Annotated in this window: 13 protein-coding genes; 2 read left to right on the top strand and 11 right to left on the bottom strand. The window is 48.1% G+C overall.

Annotated features, from left to right (window positions below):
* Positions 1-84: 84 nt before the first annotated feature.
* The 6 genes from ACQ4M5_RS25770 to ACQ4M5_RS25745 form a co-directional block, all read right to left on the bottom strand.
* Positions 85-4131 carry a PA14 domain-containing protein gene (locus ACQ4M5_RS25770; RefSeq protein ID WP_430678580.1) on the bottom strand — a complete coding sequence of 1349 codons (4047 nt, stop codon included), beginning with the start codon at positions 4129-4131 and terminating at the stop codon, positions 85-87.
* Between the two features lie 1040 nt (positions 4132-5171).
* A complete protein-coding gene (locus ACQ4M5_RS25765) occupies positions 5172-7553 on the bottom strand; it encodes an endonuclease MutS2 (RefSeq protein ID WP_430678578.1) in 2382 nt (793 codons plus the stop codon).
* A gap of 147 nt (positions 7554-7700) precedes the next feature.
* On the bottom strand, positions 7701-7910 hold the full coding sequence (locus ACQ4M5_RS25760) for a hypothetical protein (RefSeq protein ID WP_430678577.1): 210 nt from the start codon (positions 7908-7910) through the stop codon (positions 7701-7703).
* Positions 7911-8263: 353 nt separating this feature from the next.
* Positions 8264-8479: a hypothetical protein gene (locus tag ACQ4M5_RS25755; RefSeq protein WP_430678576.1), complete on the bottom strand. Its 216-nt coding sequence runs from the start codon at positions 8477-8479 to the stop codon at positions 8264-8266.
* A gap of 213 nt (positions 8480-8692) precedes the next feature.
* Positions 8693-10576, bottom strand: a complete 1884-nt coding sequence (locus ACQ4M5_RS25750; RefSeq protein ID WP_430678575.1) for a TIR domain-containing protein — start codon at positions 10574-10576, stop codon at positions 8693-8695.
* 20 nt (positions 10577-10596) lie between these two features.
* Positions 10597-10848 (bottom strand): hypothetical protein, encoded by a 252-nt coding sequence (locus ACQ4M5_RS25745; protein ID WP_430678574.1) that lies wholly within the window; start codon positions 10846-10848, stop codon positions 10597-10599.
* 157 nt (positions 10849-11005) lie between these two features.
* Here ACQ4M5_RS25745 and ACQ4M5_RS25740 point away from each other — a divergent pair, with 157 nt between their 5' ends.
* On the top strand, positions 11006-11488 hold the full coding sequence (locus ACQ4M5_RS25740) for a hypothetical protein (protein WP_430678573.1): 483 nt from the start codon (positions 11006-11008) through the stop codon (positions 11486-11488).
* 230 nt (positions 11489-11718) lie between these two features.
* Here ACQ4M5_RS25740 and ACQ4M5_RS25735 read toward each other — a convergent pair whose 3' ends face one another.
* Together ACQ4M5_RS25735 and ACQ4M5_RS25730 are read right to left on the bottom strand one after the other, a co-directional pair.
* Complete coding sequence (locus tag ACQ4M5_RS25735) at positions 11719-11907, bottom strand: hypothetical protein (RefSeq protein ID WP_430678572.1); 189 nt, start codon at positions 11905-11907, stop codon at positions 11719-11721.
* Positions 11904-12815, bottom strand: coding sequence for an SPFH domain-containing protein (locus ACQ4M5_RS25730; RefSeq protein ID WP_430678571.1), 912 nt, complete (start codon positions 12813-12815; stop codon positions 11904-11906). The genes ACQ4M5_RS25735 and ACQ4M5_RS25730 overlap by 4 nt, the downstream gene beginning before the upstream one ends.
* Before the next feature lie 197 nt (positions 12816-13012).
* Here ACQ4M5_RS25730 and ACQ4M5_RS25725 point away from each other — a divergent pair, with 197 nt between their 5' ends.
* Positions 13013-13153 (top strand): hypothetical protein, encoded by a 141-nt coding sequence (locus tag ACQ4M5_RS25725; protein ID WP_430678570.1) that lies wholly within the window; start codon positions 13013-13015, stop codon positions 13151-13153.
* Here ACQ4M5_RS25725 and murG read toward each other — a convergent pair.
* The 3 genes from murG to ACQ4M5_RS25710 form a co-directional block, all read right to left on the bottom strand.
* Positions 13150-14229: an undecaprenyldiphospho-muramoylpentapeptide beta-N-acetylglucosaminyltransferase gene (gene murG / locus ACQ4M5_RS25720; protein ID WP_430678569.1), complete on the bottom strand. Its 1080-nt coding sequence runs from the start codon at positions 14227-14229 to the stop codon at positions 13150-13152. The genes ACQ4M5_RS25725 and murG overlap by 4 nt on opposite strands.
* Positions 14230-14320: 91 nt before the next feature.
* Positions 14321-14815, bottom strand: coding sequence for a hypothetical protein (locus ACQ4M5_RS25715; RefSeq protein WP_430678568.1), 495 nt, complete (start codon positions 14813-14815; stop codon positions 14321-14323).
* Between the two features lie 103 nt (positions 14816-14918).
* Positions 14919-15260 carry a XisI protein gene (locus ACQ4M5_RS25710; protein ID WP_430678567.1) on the bottom strand — a complete coding sequence of 114 codons (342 nt, stop codon included), beginning with the start codon at positions 15258-15260 and terminating at the stop codon, positions 14919-14921.
* Positions 15261-15639 lie beyond the last annotated feature (379 nt).

Below are 15639 nucleotides of genomic sequence, written 5' to 3'. Positions count from 1 at the left end.
AGACCATCGACGAAGATTCTGGACACGCGCCTTTTGCAGCGTTTTACCCGAAGTAAAGGGGCTAGACTCAACCCCGTTTCGCTTCTACTCGCCATCGCGGAAGAACAACAGATTTTCCTGCTGCTCTGGTGTGAGCACTTGATCGTTGGGTGTCACACTCGTTGTGCGAGTCTGGATTGGAGTATCACCGCCCGCAGCCCGACGTTGAGTACTTCCGCCTGTACTGGCAACAGGTCGCCAACGTCCGATCTCACCTGTTCCCGGATTTGCTCCCAGACTTGCATAGTACAAGTTGCCATCTGGACCCGTTGTAATCTGCGCTAAGCCAAATAAACCATTGGCAAAACGGCGTTGACCGACGACTGCACGATTCGCATCTAGAATCAACGCATCAACCGTTCCCTTGCTTAAATCTGTGATAAACAAGTTGTCATCGTAGATCGCTGGGAAGGTTTCTCCAGTGTAGAAGTCGCCTACGCCGATCGCATTTCCACCAGAGCCAAAGTGTCGATAGCTATACCAAGGAGCCGTCACCGGACGACCACTGCTATAGAACGCTTGCACACTTGCTAAGTTCTGATAGCCACCTGTTCTCAAGCTCGTCCCATTTCCGCCTTCGTAAGCTACCCAACCAAAGTTTTCTCCACCTCGTCCGGTGTTGACTTCTTCCCATTGTGTCCAGCCCACATCACCGACATAGACTTGCCCATTGTCTTGGTTAATTGTGAAACGGAATGGGTTTCTCAGTCCTAACTGCCAAACTTTCGATCGATTACTTTGCGGGTTTCCATCCCAGAACGGATTCGAGGAAGGGGCATCTCCGGTAATCGGATCAATTCGCAGAATCTTACCGGATAAGCTATCGAGAGACAAAGTTCTCACGGCTCGTGGATCAACATTGCTGTAGGAAGCTCCGTCGCCGTTACTCACATATAAGAAGCCATCTGTGCCGAATTTCACTGTTCCGATCGAGTGCGACTCACTATCTAAGTTCAAGAAGTCCTGAATGTAGTTGCCTTCTCGATCTAAACCGGATTCTTGAATCGAGAAGTTGTCGGTGCTATTGAGATCGGGTCTGTTAATGTTCGCCCAAGTACTGTTCCGACCCAAGATCACGACCTCAGAAGCAGGGTTGATGTTCACCACTCCATTGGTAATGGTTGCTGTAAATCGTCCCAATCGTGCAGTGCGGTTTCCAACTTGGTCGCGGGCTGCAAGTCCTGTTCCTTGAGCCGCTTCAGGCGGATCATACGAGTACAGCAGATAGACGTAGGGATTGCCTGTGAAGAATCCAGGGTGAACCGCAAGACCGAGCAAACCGCGATCGCGGGGACTGTTCACTTGAGCCGAAATATCAACAGCGGGAGTTTGTTGTAGCACTCCATTTCGTGCGACTCGAACCACACCATTTTTCTGGGCAACAAACAGATATTCACCGCCTGGAGTCCAATCAAAAGCGGTGGGTTGTGAGAGTCCAGTAATCACCCCTTCACGAGCGAAACTACCTGGATCGTTATCTGCGATCGTTAAGGTTGCGGTTTGCTGAGTTCCTAATGTGCCACCGACGGGAGCACTCAACGCTAAGTTGATTGACTCATTGCGTTCCCCTTCCGTATCATCCGTAATTGGAATCACGAAGGTTTTACTGGTTTCTCCTGCTGCAAAGCTTAGAGTTCCAGAAGCCGCAGTGTAGTCTGATCCAGCCGTTGCTGTTCCGTTACTGGTTGCATAAGTGACGCTACCTACGATCGCAGTATTTCCACTCCGCTGTACTGTAATCGTTGCAGTCCCACCATTCTCATTCACAGTGTAGTTTGCACCACTAAACTCATAGGTCGAAGGTGCATCATTATCAATGATTGTGATTCGAGCAGTCCGGTTGATTCCCAATGCGGCTCCAGTTGTTTCACCTAGTCCAAAGCCGAATTCTTCGGTTCCCTCTGGAGTGGTGTCATTGACGATCGGGATTGTAACCGTCTTAGTGGTTTCCCCAGCCGCAAACGTGAGAATGCCTGCGGTCGTAGTGTAGTCTGAACTTGCTAGTGCACTTCCATCGGCTGTCGTGTATCGCACCGTTGCAACGCCATCACTGCCGTTAATACGATCGATTCTCACCGTTGCAGTTCCAGAGTCTTCATTCACCGTGACTGCATTCGTTCCTATTACAATTGTTCCGGGATTTGCGACAACTGCTGGACTATAAAGCTGCGTTTGTGGAATGATCTGGCGGGATTGATTCGCACTAAACCAACCCAATTGGGCAACGGCTCCACCGCCACGCTCATAGTATTCCATCCGAATATCGTACTTCTGACCTGTTTGAAGTGCGATCGTGCCTCGTCGCTCGGTTGCTGCTTGATCAACAAAGTTATCAATCACAAGCTGCCCATTCACAAACAACCGCACTCCATCATCGGTGGTTGTAAAGAAGGTGTAAGTATCGCTGTACAACGGTTCAACCTGTCCTGTCCATCGAACCGAGAAAGTATCTGGTGCAATTTGCGGATCAGGCGATCCACCACCCCAGTTAAAGTTCACGGTTGAATCAGTGCGGGCAACTCTCAAGCTTGTAAAGTCAATGTTGTCGAAATACTCGCCTCGGAGTCCAGTGCCAGTTCCCGCAGGGGGAGGCGGAGGAGGCGGAGTCGTGCTGCTAAAGAGTTGAGACTGTGGAACGATTTGTTTGGTAATGCTCGGACCTGCCCAAGCGAGTCGTGCGGAGGCTTGTCCGCCATTCTCAAAGTATTCCATCCGAATGTCATAGCGCTGTCCACCCACCAGATTGATTGTTCCGGCGCGTTCGGTTGCAGCCTGATTGATAAAGCTATCAATAACCTGCTGCCCATTGATGAACAATCGCACTCCATCATCGGTGGTCGTGAAGAACTGATAGGCTCCAGTGGTGGGTGCGAGAATTTGACCAGTCCAAATTGCTGAAAATGTGTCGGGTGCAATCTGCGGATCGGGCGATCCACTGCCCCAATTGAAGCTTACAGTTGTATCGGTTCGCGTGACTCTAGTACCCGTGAAATCTATGTTGTCGTAGTATTCTGCTCTCAGACCATTTCCGTTTCCACCCAGTGGAGGTGGGGGAGGTGGGGGTGCAGCACTGAAGAGTTGAGATTGTGGAATAATTTGTTTGGTAATGCCTGGACCTGACCAGGACAATTGAGAGACTGCATTTCCACCGTTCTCGAAGTACTCCATGCGAATGTCATAGCGCTGCCCAGCCACAAGACTGATCGAGCCAGTGCGTTCGGTTGCAGGCTGGTTGATAAAGCTATTAATCACCTGCTGTCCATTGACAAACAACCGCACTCCATCATCGGTGGTTGTGAAAAACTGATAGGTTCCGGTAGTGGGTGCAAGGATCTGACCTGTCCAACGAACCGAGAATGTGTCGGGTCCGATGTTGGGATCAGGAGAACTGGCATTCCAGTTGAAGTTGATCGTCGCGTCTGTCCGACTGAGAACCGGATCGGTGAAGTCGATGTTATCGAAGTATGCACCGAGTAGTCCATTTCCGGTTTCGAGAATTCCTGTGTAAGCGGATAGTCGATCGAGATTAAATGGCAAGCTTGCTTCGATCGAGCCTGTCTTAGCTTCGAGTGTCCAGTTCCCGCCTTTTGCTGCACTTCCGGTGGTATCGATCGAGCCTGCAATATCGGCTCCGGTGATTTCGCTGAGTTGGGAAATCAGAGGATTGTCTCCAGCCGCGATGTTACAGCCATACAGCAGAATATCGGCATCGGCTGAGAGCGCAGTTGACCAGGATTTAAGTTCTGTTTTGTATTGAGAAAGCGTGCTGAGATCGAGCGTGGCGGTTCCGAGTGTGAGACTGCCAATGCTGCCATGCGAGACGATGTGAACGCTCTCGACATTGCGATATCCAGCAAGAGTATTGCTAATTTGGTCGATTCCGTCTTGGCTGCCATTGAGCAGGATGACTGTTGTTCCTGCGATCGCGCTGTCTATGAGGCTCTGGGCATTTTCAACGGATGGATCAATGAAGACCAAACGTTCTGTAGAACTCGATCGTGGATTCAGCGGAGTCTCAAACAGGGAACGACGATCGACAGGTAAAGAATGGCTCAAATCTAGGAGATTCGAGGTATTAAAAGAATTCTGCATTTCGCTTCATACGTGAAAACGACAGTGCGGACAAGCACACCACACGAAAAGTACGATCGCAGCAATACACGCGAAATCTAGCCCAACTTGAATGAGCAGCGATAGAGGTCGGTGTGCGATCGAGCAAATAGATGAATCGGGTCGATGAGACGATTTAGATGTCTCTAAACTTCGACACGAGTGAGTCCCTGAGAATTGCGCCTGAGAATTGCGATGGGATGATGCGCTCTTACTTCAGACCGGGTAAACGGATGGAGATAGTGATGCAATGCTGGTCTGCGAGAATATTCTGATGCTTCCCTTTCTCGAACTTATCATTGGTTCAGGAAATACGTGAGTGTTTTCACTGAACTTTAAAGAAATTTCAAAGGAACCTTCTTTAGAAGAAGGCTTTAGCGAGATGAAGTGCGATCGCTCTTCTGAAACTGGTTGATAGCAGGCAGTTACTTAACCGTATGAGTTTCTTTCAACGGAACAAAGCAAAATTGCAAGAAAGTAGAAAATCGAGAAGCTTCAGTCTTCCTTTATAAAAACACAGTGTTTCTACTGAGATAGATGCTAGTTAAGTTCGCGGATTCAAAAAAACAGAACTTTAGCCTTTGCAAATAGAGTTCGCAGCGATACAAAAAAGTCCGCTTTCACGGACTGGCAGCCATGTCCTCAACATACAAGCCGCGAATCCTATAGCAGTAGAAGTTTAGATTAGGACATCCTCGAAGTCGCCCCCAAGTTTGGGGTTCTACTGTGTATACAGAAGTCTCTTGCATTTCGTTGTGGTCAGATCGTGCCCCCCAAATCCCCCATTCTGGGGGACTTTGAGCCAGAGAAATTTCTAGAATTCTGGAGCGCTCTCTACCTTCAAAGTCCCCCAAACTTGGGGGATTTAGGGGGCATTAGCCGATTCAACCGAAGCAAAAACGACTGGTGTATACACAGTAGAGTTTGGGGCTGGCGGGCAATCTCGAAGTGTCCTAACTGAAGCAAGTACGGCGATATTTGCCGAGATTATTCAATCCGCGATCCTTAGCGATTCGTGACGATCAGATGGGATACGCGATCGTGACTCCAGTTCCGCCATCGGCTCGATCTGCCATTTCAAACCGCTGAACTCTTGGATGCCGCTTCAGAAACTCATGAACGCCCTGCCGTAATTTCCCGGTTCCATGTCCATGAATAATCCAAATCGGAGTTTGCGCTTCTGAGATTGCTTTATCTAGAACAATCTCGGCATCTGCAACCCGACTTCCGCGAATATCAAATGTATTTCGCTCAGTCCGAATTACCGGAGCAGGTGCAGCAGGTTGAGGAGTGGGAGCGGATGATTTTGGTTTCGGTTCGGGCTTCGGTTCTGGTTTTGTCACCTTTTCGCCTGTGAGCGATTCGATGTCGTCGATCGGAACGGTCATTTTCATCAAGCCAAATCGCACGATGAGTTCATCCTCGCCCGCGAGTTCCAGAACTTCCGCTGTTTGATTTAAGCGGGGAATTCTAACGCGATCGCCAATCTGCGGACGATATCCCGGTTTCGGTTTAACAGGCTGTTGACGCGAAGGAAGATGTTTTTCGGCAATTTGATTGAGCGCATCAGTGGCTTGTTGAGCCGTTTGAGCCGTGGTGTTTCCTTGCTGAAGACGGCGAATCACTTTGGCAATTTCACCTTTGGCTTGGACGATCGCATCTTGTACCGCCCGTTCTTGAGCCTGTTGCAGATCGCGTTCTCGATCGCGCAAACTTGCCGCTTTTGCGGACACTTCCCCATAGAATCGTTCCGCCTGCTTTAACAGTTCTGCGGCTTCTTGCGCTTTCGTCTCTTGGGCGCGTCGTTGAGATTCTAATCCTGCGATCACTTGGTTTACGTCGTCGGTTGCGCCTCCAACCTGAGTTTGAGCGCTTTCGATAATTTCGGGCTTCATGCCTAATCGACGAGCGATCGTTAACGCATTCGATCGTCCCGGAATTCCCCAGAGCAATCGGTAAGTTGGCGAAAGTGAGACATCATCAAATTCGACTGAGGCATTTTCAAAGCGATCGTCTTCATATTTCAACGCTTTTAGTTCGCCAAAGTGAGTCGTGGCGATCGACAATTTGGAGTGTTCTGCCAGGTACTTTAGAAGTGCGATCGCTAAGGCAGTTCCCTCTGTTGGATCAGTTCCCGCCCCAACTTCATCGAGCAGAACAAGCGAATTTGATGTGGTTTCCAGCGCTTCGACAATTCGACTAATCCGCCGAATGTGACCCGAAAACGTTGAAAGGCTTTGTTCTAGGGATTGTTCATCTCCAATATCTGCTAAAACTTGCTCAAACCAAGGTAATTCAACAGGTTCACGGGCAGGCACAAATAAACCGGCTTTCGCCATCAACATCGCTAAGCCCATCGTTTTGAGCGTCACGGTTTTTCCGCCTGTGTTGGGTCCGGTGATTGCAACGACTCGAATCTGCGGCTGAATGACTAGATCGACTGGAACAACCGATCGACCTTGTTCGTGCTGTTGTTGCCACACTAATAAAGGATGGCGCAGTTGGCGGAGTACGATCGCATCATTGGTAAACCGAGGCGGATTCGCTTTGAGCCAGTAACCATAACGCGATCGAGCCGCTGCCAAATCTAATGTTGTGCAAATGGCTAACAAGCGTTCGAGGTCATCTTTAGCAGTTGCAACTTGTTCCGTTAACATTCTCCGAACTGCTTCTTCTTCGATCTGTTCTTGTCGGAGTAGCTGTCTGAGTTGGTTGTTTAATTGCACCGTTGGATGAGGCTCAACATAGAGCGTTGCCCCACTCGTAGAGACATCATGCACAATTCCAGGAATCACATCTTTGTGTGTTGCCTTGACTGGAATCACAAATCGTCCGTCACGCTGAGTAATCACCTGTTCCTGAACGGCGTTTGCTTGACGTTGCATCGTGCGTTGCAGCATTTCATAAACGCGATCGCGCACTTGTTTTTGTTTCGATCGAATTTCCGCTAACTTCGGACTTGCCCGCTCACTGACCTTGCCATCGTCGTTAATGCAACGATAAATTTCCTGCTCGATTTCGGGGTAGGTTCGCAGTTCTGAAACGAGTTCAGTCAGAATCGGGTGTCCGTCTTGATTATCAATCGTGCGTCTGAGCGTTCTTGCACCGGAAAGCGTGGTCGCGATCGTCAGCAATTCCACACCGGACAGAATCCCGTTCAGTGCGGCTCTTTCTATAGCGTCTCCAATATCCTCGATACCCTCAAAGCTTAATGCTGTAGTGAGTTGCGTCTCTAGGTGATAGACTTCCTGAGTTTGAGCGAGAAGACGTTCTGTTTCAGATTGAGTCGTAGGAATTCTGAGCGATCGAAGCGCGATCGTTCCGAGTTTTGTCGATGCGAAGGTCGCCAGATGTTGACACAGGCGCGACCACTCCAATAGTTCTAAAGTCTCAGTTTGAATCAAGGTTAGGAGTTAAGAAGATAAAGGCTGCACTTCTTTAGTGTAGCGATTTCCAGCCTTCATTACTCGCAGTTTCTTTAGTTCTTCAGGCGGCAAACGGCGTTCCACGATCGAAGACGCTAATGTGATCTGTCTCCAGGATATACATTGCTAGTTTTCAGAAGTCTCCGCAGCGGATCGAAGAGACTCTTGATATTCTCGACCTAGACGCATTGCTTCGTCATATTCCGGATCATCTTCAAAGCTGCCTAAGATGGATTCCCACCAAGGGGTTTGCTCAGGGTTCTGAATCTGTGCTTTGAGGTGGGCTACTTCTGTTTCTAGGGTTATCAATCTGGCTTCAATTTCGGCGTTGGACATCGCGTTCCTCCAGTGCTTTGCCTTAATTTTATCGTAGCGATGTTGCATGAGATAACGAGCGATCGTTCATCGGAAATGAGTAGAAGCTGTTTCGGTGAAACTGAGCATCTGAAATTGACTCAAAAATCGAACTAATTTCGGAGATTATCGTAAGCAATTCTGAGATATTGAGTTTGATTTTTACTCGCTTTCAATGCTTTGTGAATTTCACTATAGCGTGTGCATGATTTGTGTTTAATTGCGATCGACAAGATTGAGCTTGGTGGGATTTGTCGATCGCTGGATTGACTTCTGCTGAGGATTAAGAGAGTTTCAGTGTTTTTTTGAGTGCGATTTCGACCTGCTGCAATAAATCAGGAGAAATTTCTCCTAGCTTCTTGTAGAAAATCGTAAATGTCTTCTTCTGGGTCATTCCAGTCTTGGAAGCCTGTTTCTGCTAGGCGCATCATGTCCGTGGTCTGCAAACGCGCTTCGATTTCTTCAACCAGGGTGATGAGATCTTGAGGGGGGATCTGAGCAATCATTGCTCTAATCTCGTCAAGCGTGGGCTGAGATTTCGATTGAATCATTGGGTTTCAATCTCCGCTAGGTCTGATTCAATCGTATCAAGCGATCGTGAATTGAGTCATGATTCTAAGCGCTTCTTATCTCGATCGCTCTTTTGCTCGTGTTTCTGGATCAAACCTCAGGCTTGGGTCGGTCGGGCTTGGCGGGATTTGGCGATCGAGAATCGAGGGATGAATTCGATTGGGTCGATCGCATCCGCCACCAAAACTCTCCCCCTACCCCTCCGGACAAACCCTCTTCACATCCTCCGGACGATGCCAAAAGTTCTTCAACTGCTCACACCCGCGCCGCATCAGGTCATCGAGTCCACCATCAACGGTAAGTTCTGCATCTACGTCCCAGACGCGCAGGTTTCCGTCGCTGGTGAGGGTGAGGATTTGAGTGCCGTCTTGGGTAAAGCCAAGGGATAAACTTTGGTATTTGGAATCGAGTGAGACTGTTAACCCTAGATACTCAGCAAGTAAATTACCTTCTAAATCATAGAGGCTCGTGATATCTTCGTCTGGAGAGATTGTAAGGACTTGCTTGCTATCAGGACTGAAACTGGGAAAGCCCCCCTGAAATTCTGCAAGTTTCTTGCCCCACAGGTCATACAGCCGATGTGTCGTGTCATCCCAAGTAAGGACTTGCTTGCCATCAGGACTGAACCTGGGAAAGCGTCCCTGAAATTCTGCGAACTGCATTACTGAATTAACTGCCGATCGCAATACAATCAAAGGACTCATCGCCGGGCAAGCTCGAATATCTTTTGGAGTCGCCCTCTTTTTCAGAAGATCTTTGACAGTCCCTCCCAACTCCAAAGCAGCAACCAACCTCTCACGATCGCGGTATTGATAGCTCGGAAGCCTCAGCATCGCGACTCCCCTCCGTTCCAAGTCCGTCCCTTTCTGCACAATCTCCCGCTGCATCTCTGCATCCCTCTGGGCTTTCTGCGCCACCACCTGCGCCCGTCTTGCGTCATCTGCTGTCTTCTGAGCCTCCTCCGCCTGTCTCTGTGCCTGCCGACTTTGTTCCTCTGCTTGTTGGCGATTCTGTTCTGCTGACTGTGCCAAAGTCTCCGCCGCTTCTGCTTGCTGTGCAGCCTCCCGCGCCTGCCTCTGGGCACCTTGCGCTTGTTGTTCTGCGACCTGCGTTTTCTGCACCGCCGCTTTCACCTGCACATCCGCCTGTTTCAAACGACCTTCAGCTTGAGTTAACTTTGTCGCCACAAGCTTCTGTTCCTGCCTCACCCGATCGAGTTGTTTCTGCGCCTCAGTTTTGTCCTTTTCTAAGCCTTTTGCCTGATCTTGTAGCTTCTCTGTTTGCGATCGCGCTTCTGATGCCCGTCGCTCCGCCTGAATTGAAGCCGTTCCCGCGATCGCCACCGCTGCCCCAATCCCCAACAAACTGAATAAGTTTCGTCGATTCGCTTTCCGCGTCACAACTTCAAGATTATCTTCTGCCTTCGCCAACTGCTCTTTCGCCTGCTGTTCCGCTCTGACTAAAATCTGCCGCGCTTCTTCGTTTGCATCTTCAGCCGATCGACTCGCCCGAATATAGTTCTGTTGCAATTCCGTCGGCTTTGGCTCCTTCGTTTCCCCCTGAACCAACCACGCCTCCGCCGATCGCAGTTCCTCCCCCTTCAGCCCAAAACTCTCATTTCGCTTTTGCTCCTGCCACTCGATCGCTCTTTCCAAAATCCGAGTGTGCGATCGAACATACTCCAAATCCGTCTCGATCGCGTTCAGCAATGCGTTTAATCCCGTCTCAAACTCATCGGTTTGGCGAAAAAACAGCCAATTGTGCTGAGACAGTTTTGGATGTACCTTTGCCATCTCAAAATCTTCGCGATACACGATCGGCACAAGTCGCTTATTGTGTTGAACTGCGTGATCGATTTCTTCTTGACAAACCTTCGATTTCACCGAATCATCGCTCATCACAAACACAAACGTATTTGCCCCTTCGATGCCCCGCTGAATTTCTTGCCACCATTTTGCTGTAAGCGGAATATCGTCCCAATCGACCCAAGCATCACGATTTTGCGCTTCGAGTGCGTGATGTAGCTTTTCGACAAACGGCTTATCTTTCCGGGAGTATGAGATAAAAACGTCACGCATAGTGATTTGATCGATTCTTTTCAGCTTCCTAGAATATAAAGCCTCTGTATTTGAAGTACGGATTGAGTTATTAATATTTTTACGATCGCATTAAGCAACACCCTCCTTGAATCGAGTCCAACCATTCCAGAATCGAATGCAATCATTCTTGAATTAACTGCAACCATTCCGGAGTCAATTGCAACCATTCCAGAATCGAGTGCGATCGCAGTTGAATCGAGTGCAATCATTCTTGAATCGAATGCGATCGCACTTGCATTTGAGAACGTCACTTGATAGATCAAAACAACTGCGATCGCATAGAGAAAAATAACCAGAAATACTTTTGTTCTTGATTTTTTTCACATCAGCTTAAGCAATTGTACTCAACCAACTCAAAGATTGAAATCGGTAGAGTGTGGAGAAATCTACCGTATAGGAGAATCACCAATGGCACGTCCAAAACGGACTTCACGGGTATTAGTTCAAGCAGAACAACGAGAAGCGGGCTTAAAAACGATCGATTCAGAGCTTAAACTTGGTGATGAATTGAGCCTTTCTGGGTACTCAGAACTGATTCAAAAACTGCGCGATCAACTCGCAACCTACAACGCAACGCTTTCCACCTTGGACGAACTCACGCGAGACATCGAAGCCACCGAAAAAACATTACGCGATCGCTCTGAGCGAATGTTGTCTGGAGTTGCTGCCCAATATGGCAAGGACAGCAACGAATACGGTAAAGCAGGAGGCAAGCTGAAAAGTGAACGTCGTCGTCCCACTCCAAAAAATAAACCTGTTGAGCCGCTTCCCGTTGAGGAATCGCCTGTCTCAACCGTCGAATCTCTTGAAATGCTGCTTGCTGCGCTTAAAGATAAAAAAGAGATTACTGCGACGAATGGAAATGGCAGTCGTGTGGGGTTGAATTCCTAGACTGAGACGAATGCAACCTTAGAGGATGTTTGAGAAGTAATCGTTCATCGCATTCACCCGCCCGGAAATGAATCTCCGGGCTAATCAGGGAAGCCCACTCAACTGGGCTAAGAACTCCGTATCACTCTCTTAGCCCGCTTCAGCGGGGTTTCCTCCATTAGCCCGGAGATTCATTTCCGGGCGGACTCGCAACGCAGCAAAGCCGCTTTTTATCCTTCTCAAACACCCTCTTAGCTCTCAATCTCATCAGTCGTGGGCGGTGTTGTGTGATTCTTCCATCGCCCCGCTTTCCGAACAGATTCCATCAGCAAGTATTCAATCTGTGCATTCACACTCCGAAGATCATCCGCAGACCAACGCTCCAAAGCATCATACAACTTCGGATCAAGGCGTAGCAAAAATCGCTTCTTCTGACTCATGCGTAAAGCGTTCCAGTGTTAATCACAGGTTGAGTATTTTGCTCCGAAGTAAGAACAACAAGCAAGTTATTCACCATTGTTGCTTTGCGTTCCTCATCCAGTTCAACAATTTGCTCTTCACTCAGTCGCTTCAGAGCTTCATCCACCATTCCAACTGCACTGTCTACAATTTGACGACGTGCATCAATGATCGCTTGAGCTTGCTGACGACGCAGCATTGCTTGAGCAATTTCGGGCGCGTAAGCAAGATGGGAAAGTCTTGCTTCTAACACTTCGACTCCAGCGATCGCCAATCGTGCCTGAAGTTCTCCCTGCAATGCAATCAGAATTTCATCAGGAACACCGCGCAAAGATGGCGTTCCAACGGGGGCATCGTAAGGATAGCTGACTGCCAGTGTCCGAATTGCGGTTTCACTCTGAGTAGCGACGAACTCCTCATAGTTATCAACTGCAAAGCGAGTTTTTGCGGTGTCTTGAACTTGCCAGACTACGACGGACGCAATCTCGATCGGGCTTCCTTGTGCTTCGTTGACCTTAAGAATTTTACTGTTAAAGTTGCGAATTCGGAGAGAGATTCGCCGCTTTCCAGCAAAGGGATTTGCCCACCAAAATCCAGAATCTCGAACGGTTCCAATGTAGCGACCAAAGAAGGTGAGCACCATTGCTTCATTCGGCTCGACGGTGAAAAAGCCTGAGATTGAGGGGAGAACAATCACGAATAGAGTCGCGATCGCCCAAGCCAACAATTCTGGATCATCCAGCAACGTATTCAAGTTCTCTAGCTGTCCTGGAAATTTCTGAAGCAATGACCCAATTCGCCAAACTGCAACCGCTGTGATTGCTCCAACAATTCCCAACACAACAAAGCCATTGAGTTTGAAGGCTGGGGATTCTGTAATCGATTTCATCAGAAGTTCCTTAAATTCGATACTAAAGTGATATCACATTGAAATCAGAAACGACAAGATCTCTCTTTGGTCGCATGAATTCTCCAAAGTTTTGTAGGATAGTAATGTTAGGCACAGAAAAAGATTCGGATATGCTCTAAGGCATAGTGACAGGTTTGAAAGTGTCTCCTGCAATCACTTCATTGAGGAGGACTCTCATGAAATTCTTTAATCGTCAAAAGCTAGAAAAGAAACGCGCACAAGTTGAACCGGAGCTAGACTCGCATAGAGAACCCGAAGGACACGTTCACCCGAACTATCGTCACTGGGTTTATTTGCAACGATCGAGCGATCGCTAAAGTGCTTCTCTGACTAGCTGCGCTGTTCGTTCAGCACTATCTATAATCGCGATCGACTTTGCATGATTCGCCATGTTTTGAAGTCGATCGCGATTTTCTAATAGTTCGAGTACTGCTTTTTGAAGCTGTTCAACACTCAAGTCTGATTGTCGATACATCTCTGCTGCGCCCGCATTCACCAGCACTTTCGCATTAAAGGCTTGGTGATCTTCTGCTGCAAAGGGGAATGGAATCAGAATTGCAGGTGTTCCAGTCACAAGCAGTTCTGTAACAGTTCCAGCACCAGAGCGACTGATTGCTAAGTTCGATCGCATAAACAATGTCGCCATGTTCTGATAAAACGGCAAAGATAGATATTGCGAATGTTGTAAGCTCTTCGCATCTGGATCATTCTCTCCCGTTAAATGCACCACCCAAGCTCCTTTCTCAAACCAAGCGGGTGCAGCTTGTCGTACTAATTGATTCATCGCAACTGCACCTTGGCTACCACCGACAACAACAACCAGCGGCACACCTTCAGGAATTGGTAAGTCTAATGGCTCTGAGAGTGCAGATCTAAACTGCGATCGTACTGGCGTTCCAACGACAGCGGTTTTAGCTTTTGGAATTGATTTCGCAGCCATCTCAAACCCGATCGCAACTAAGGTACACCAAGGTGCAAAGAATCGGGTTACTTTGCCGGGTAAAGCATTCGACTCGTGCAAAATGACAGGTAAACCAAGCGATCGAGCCGCAATAATCGCAGGTGCAGAAATGTAACCGCCTGTGGTGAACACTCCTTCAAATTGACCCTTCTGCAAAATCTGGCGCACATTCCAGATCGATCGGATCAATCGAGAGAGAACTTTGAATGTTCCGAATCCGAGCTTTTGTTGAAAGCCTGCAACTGAGATGTAGTGGATTGGATATCGATCGTTCAAAAGCTGAGATTCTAAGCGATCGGGAACACCGAGCCATTCGATATCAAAGTCTGGAAGTTGTTCCGCAACAGCGATCGCGGGAAAGACGTGACCGCCCGTACCACTTGCAGCGATCAAGAGGCGCGACTTCTTTTCTTGGCTTAAGGAAGATTGCACAACAAATACTCAGCAATTCACGAAGGGCATTCTACCGCACTCGGAGAGGGAATGTTCGGAATGCGATCGCGAATCAAGAATCTTTTGCCTCTTAATCTGTTCCTCCCCAAGTCCAGCTTGGATTTCCGTTTCTTACTGATCTCTGCAAAATCACTGTTGTGAAATCATTCGCATCATTTTTTCCAGTCATATCAAGAATCAAATAAACTTTGCCCTTTACAAAGCGGAGGCGCAAATAGGAATGTCCTTGATAAGCTTCACCTTCAATCCGAGCCATGCTAGCAGTCGCTTTACATTTGCTGTATTTTGGCTTGAGCGTTCCAATCCAGGTCACACTAAAATCATCCGTTGTGGCGATCGTCATTTTTTCAGCGATCGAGCTTAGGTTTGCTGAACCATCGATCGTGTAACCTCCCTCGCGATAAGGGCGCGAGGTTTCTGTCAATGTCACTTTTTCAGGGCAGAGATTACCCGGATTTTGAGCATCGATGGCAGGTAATACTCGCATTTCGATTGGGGCAGCATTGACAGCAATGGCTGAGAGCACAGATAGAACCGAGGTGAATAGAATGGCAGTCGATCGCATAAATCAGACCTGTTATATGGTTTGATTAGCTACACCACAGTTGAACAAGTTCCCTGAACTCGCATTGAAAATTTGTGGAGAGTTAAAGCTGGGTTTAGAGGGGTTACGCGATCGCAAACTCGGTATATTGCCGCACGTCAGGCGGCTGAAATCCCAACACAATATCAGTCGCGGGAATTCCTGCTGCAAGTAAATCATTCACGACTTCTAAATCTGTCCAATCCTCTTCAACCCAGACCTTACCATTTTTAATCCGAATGTAGATTGTGATATGTCGAACTCTTGTTTTGTTTTGCCAACCAGACCGAAACCAAAGATATTGATCGCGCTCTTCATCAAACGCAAGGCGCTGTTCAGCTTCGTCTTCTGGGGTAGGAGGAACTAAATTTTGATAGCCCGTCAAGATGTCCTTGATAATCTTGCGATATTGAGTCAACTTGTCCATTGCACAATCTGTATTGATCAGGATTGAAAGAAGAGTATGAGCATTAACTAAGAGAATATAGAACGAACATTTCAATCAATGTATATGGACTTCTGAGCAAGCAGTTTGAATTCCTTCTTCAAATCTTCCAGCCTTTTTCTGCTTGTTAAGTCTTGCCAATTGACAACAAGATACTCTTCTAAATATTTAATCTCTGCTTGAACAACGACCAAATACAAACGTTTAGTTCGATTCGGAATACCAAGACTATACACTCCCGGTTCGCCCATTTTTGAGCGAGGTCGTAAGATTGGGCTAAAGTTGGGCAATGAACCAACCTGTGAGCATTACAACTGAACGAGTAGACGACATTCCCTTGCTGCTCGCCCAACTAGAGCGC

The organism is Leptolyngbya sp. AN10 (assembly GCF_050565645.1).
Classification (GTDB): Bacteria; Cyanobacteriota; Cyanobacteriia; order Leptolyngbyales; family Leptolyngbyaceae; genus Leptolyngbya.
This window is presented reverse-complemented; position numbering and strand designations above follow the sequence as displayed.

Excerpts from the sequence above, each read along its gene's own strand:
- ACQ4M5_RS25770 (WP_430678580.1), bottom strand. The coding sequence starts at position 4,131 with ATGCAGAATTCTTTTAATACCTCGAATCTCCTAGATTTGAGCCATTCT.
- ACQ4M5_RS25760 (WP_430678577.1), bottom strand. The coding sequence starts at position 7,910 with ATGTCCAACGCCGAAATTGAAGCCAGATTGATAACCCTAGAAACAGAA.
- ACQ4M5_RS25755 (WP_430678576.1), bottom strand. The coding sequence starts at position 8,479 with ATGATTCAATCGAAATCTCAGCCCACGCTTGACGAGATTAGAGCAATG.
- ACQ4M5_RS25750 (WP_430678575.1), bottom strand. The coding sequence starts at position 10,576 with ATGCGTGACGTTTTTATCTCATACTCCCGGAAAGATAAGCCGTTTGTC.
- ACQ4M5_RS25740 (WP_430678573.1), top strand. The coding sequence starts at position 11,006 with ATGGCACGTCCAAAACGGACTTCACGGGTATTAGTTCAAGCAGAACAA.
- ACQ4M5_RS25735 (WP_430678572.1), bottom strand. The coding sequence starts at position 11,907 with ATGAGTCAGAAGAAGCGATTTTTGCTACGCCTTGATCCGAAGTTGTAT.
- ACQ4M5_RS25730 (WP_430678571.1), bottom strand. The coding sequence starts at position 12,815 with ATGAAATCGATTACAGAATCCCCAGCCTTCAAACTCAATGGCTTTGTT.
- ACQ4M5_RS25725 (WP_430678570.1), top strand. The coding sequence starts at position 13,013 with ATGAAATTCTTTAATCGTCAAAAGCTAGAAAAGAAACGCGCACAAGTT.
- ACQ4M5_RS25715 (WP_430678568.1), bottom strand. The coding sequence starts at position 14,815 with ATGCGATCGACTGCCATTCTATTCACCTCGGTTCTATCTGTGCTCTCA.
- ACQ4M5_RS25710 (WP_430678567.1), bottom strand. The coding sequence starts at position 15,260 with ATGGACAAGTTGACTCAATATCGCAAGATTATCAAGGACATCTTGACG.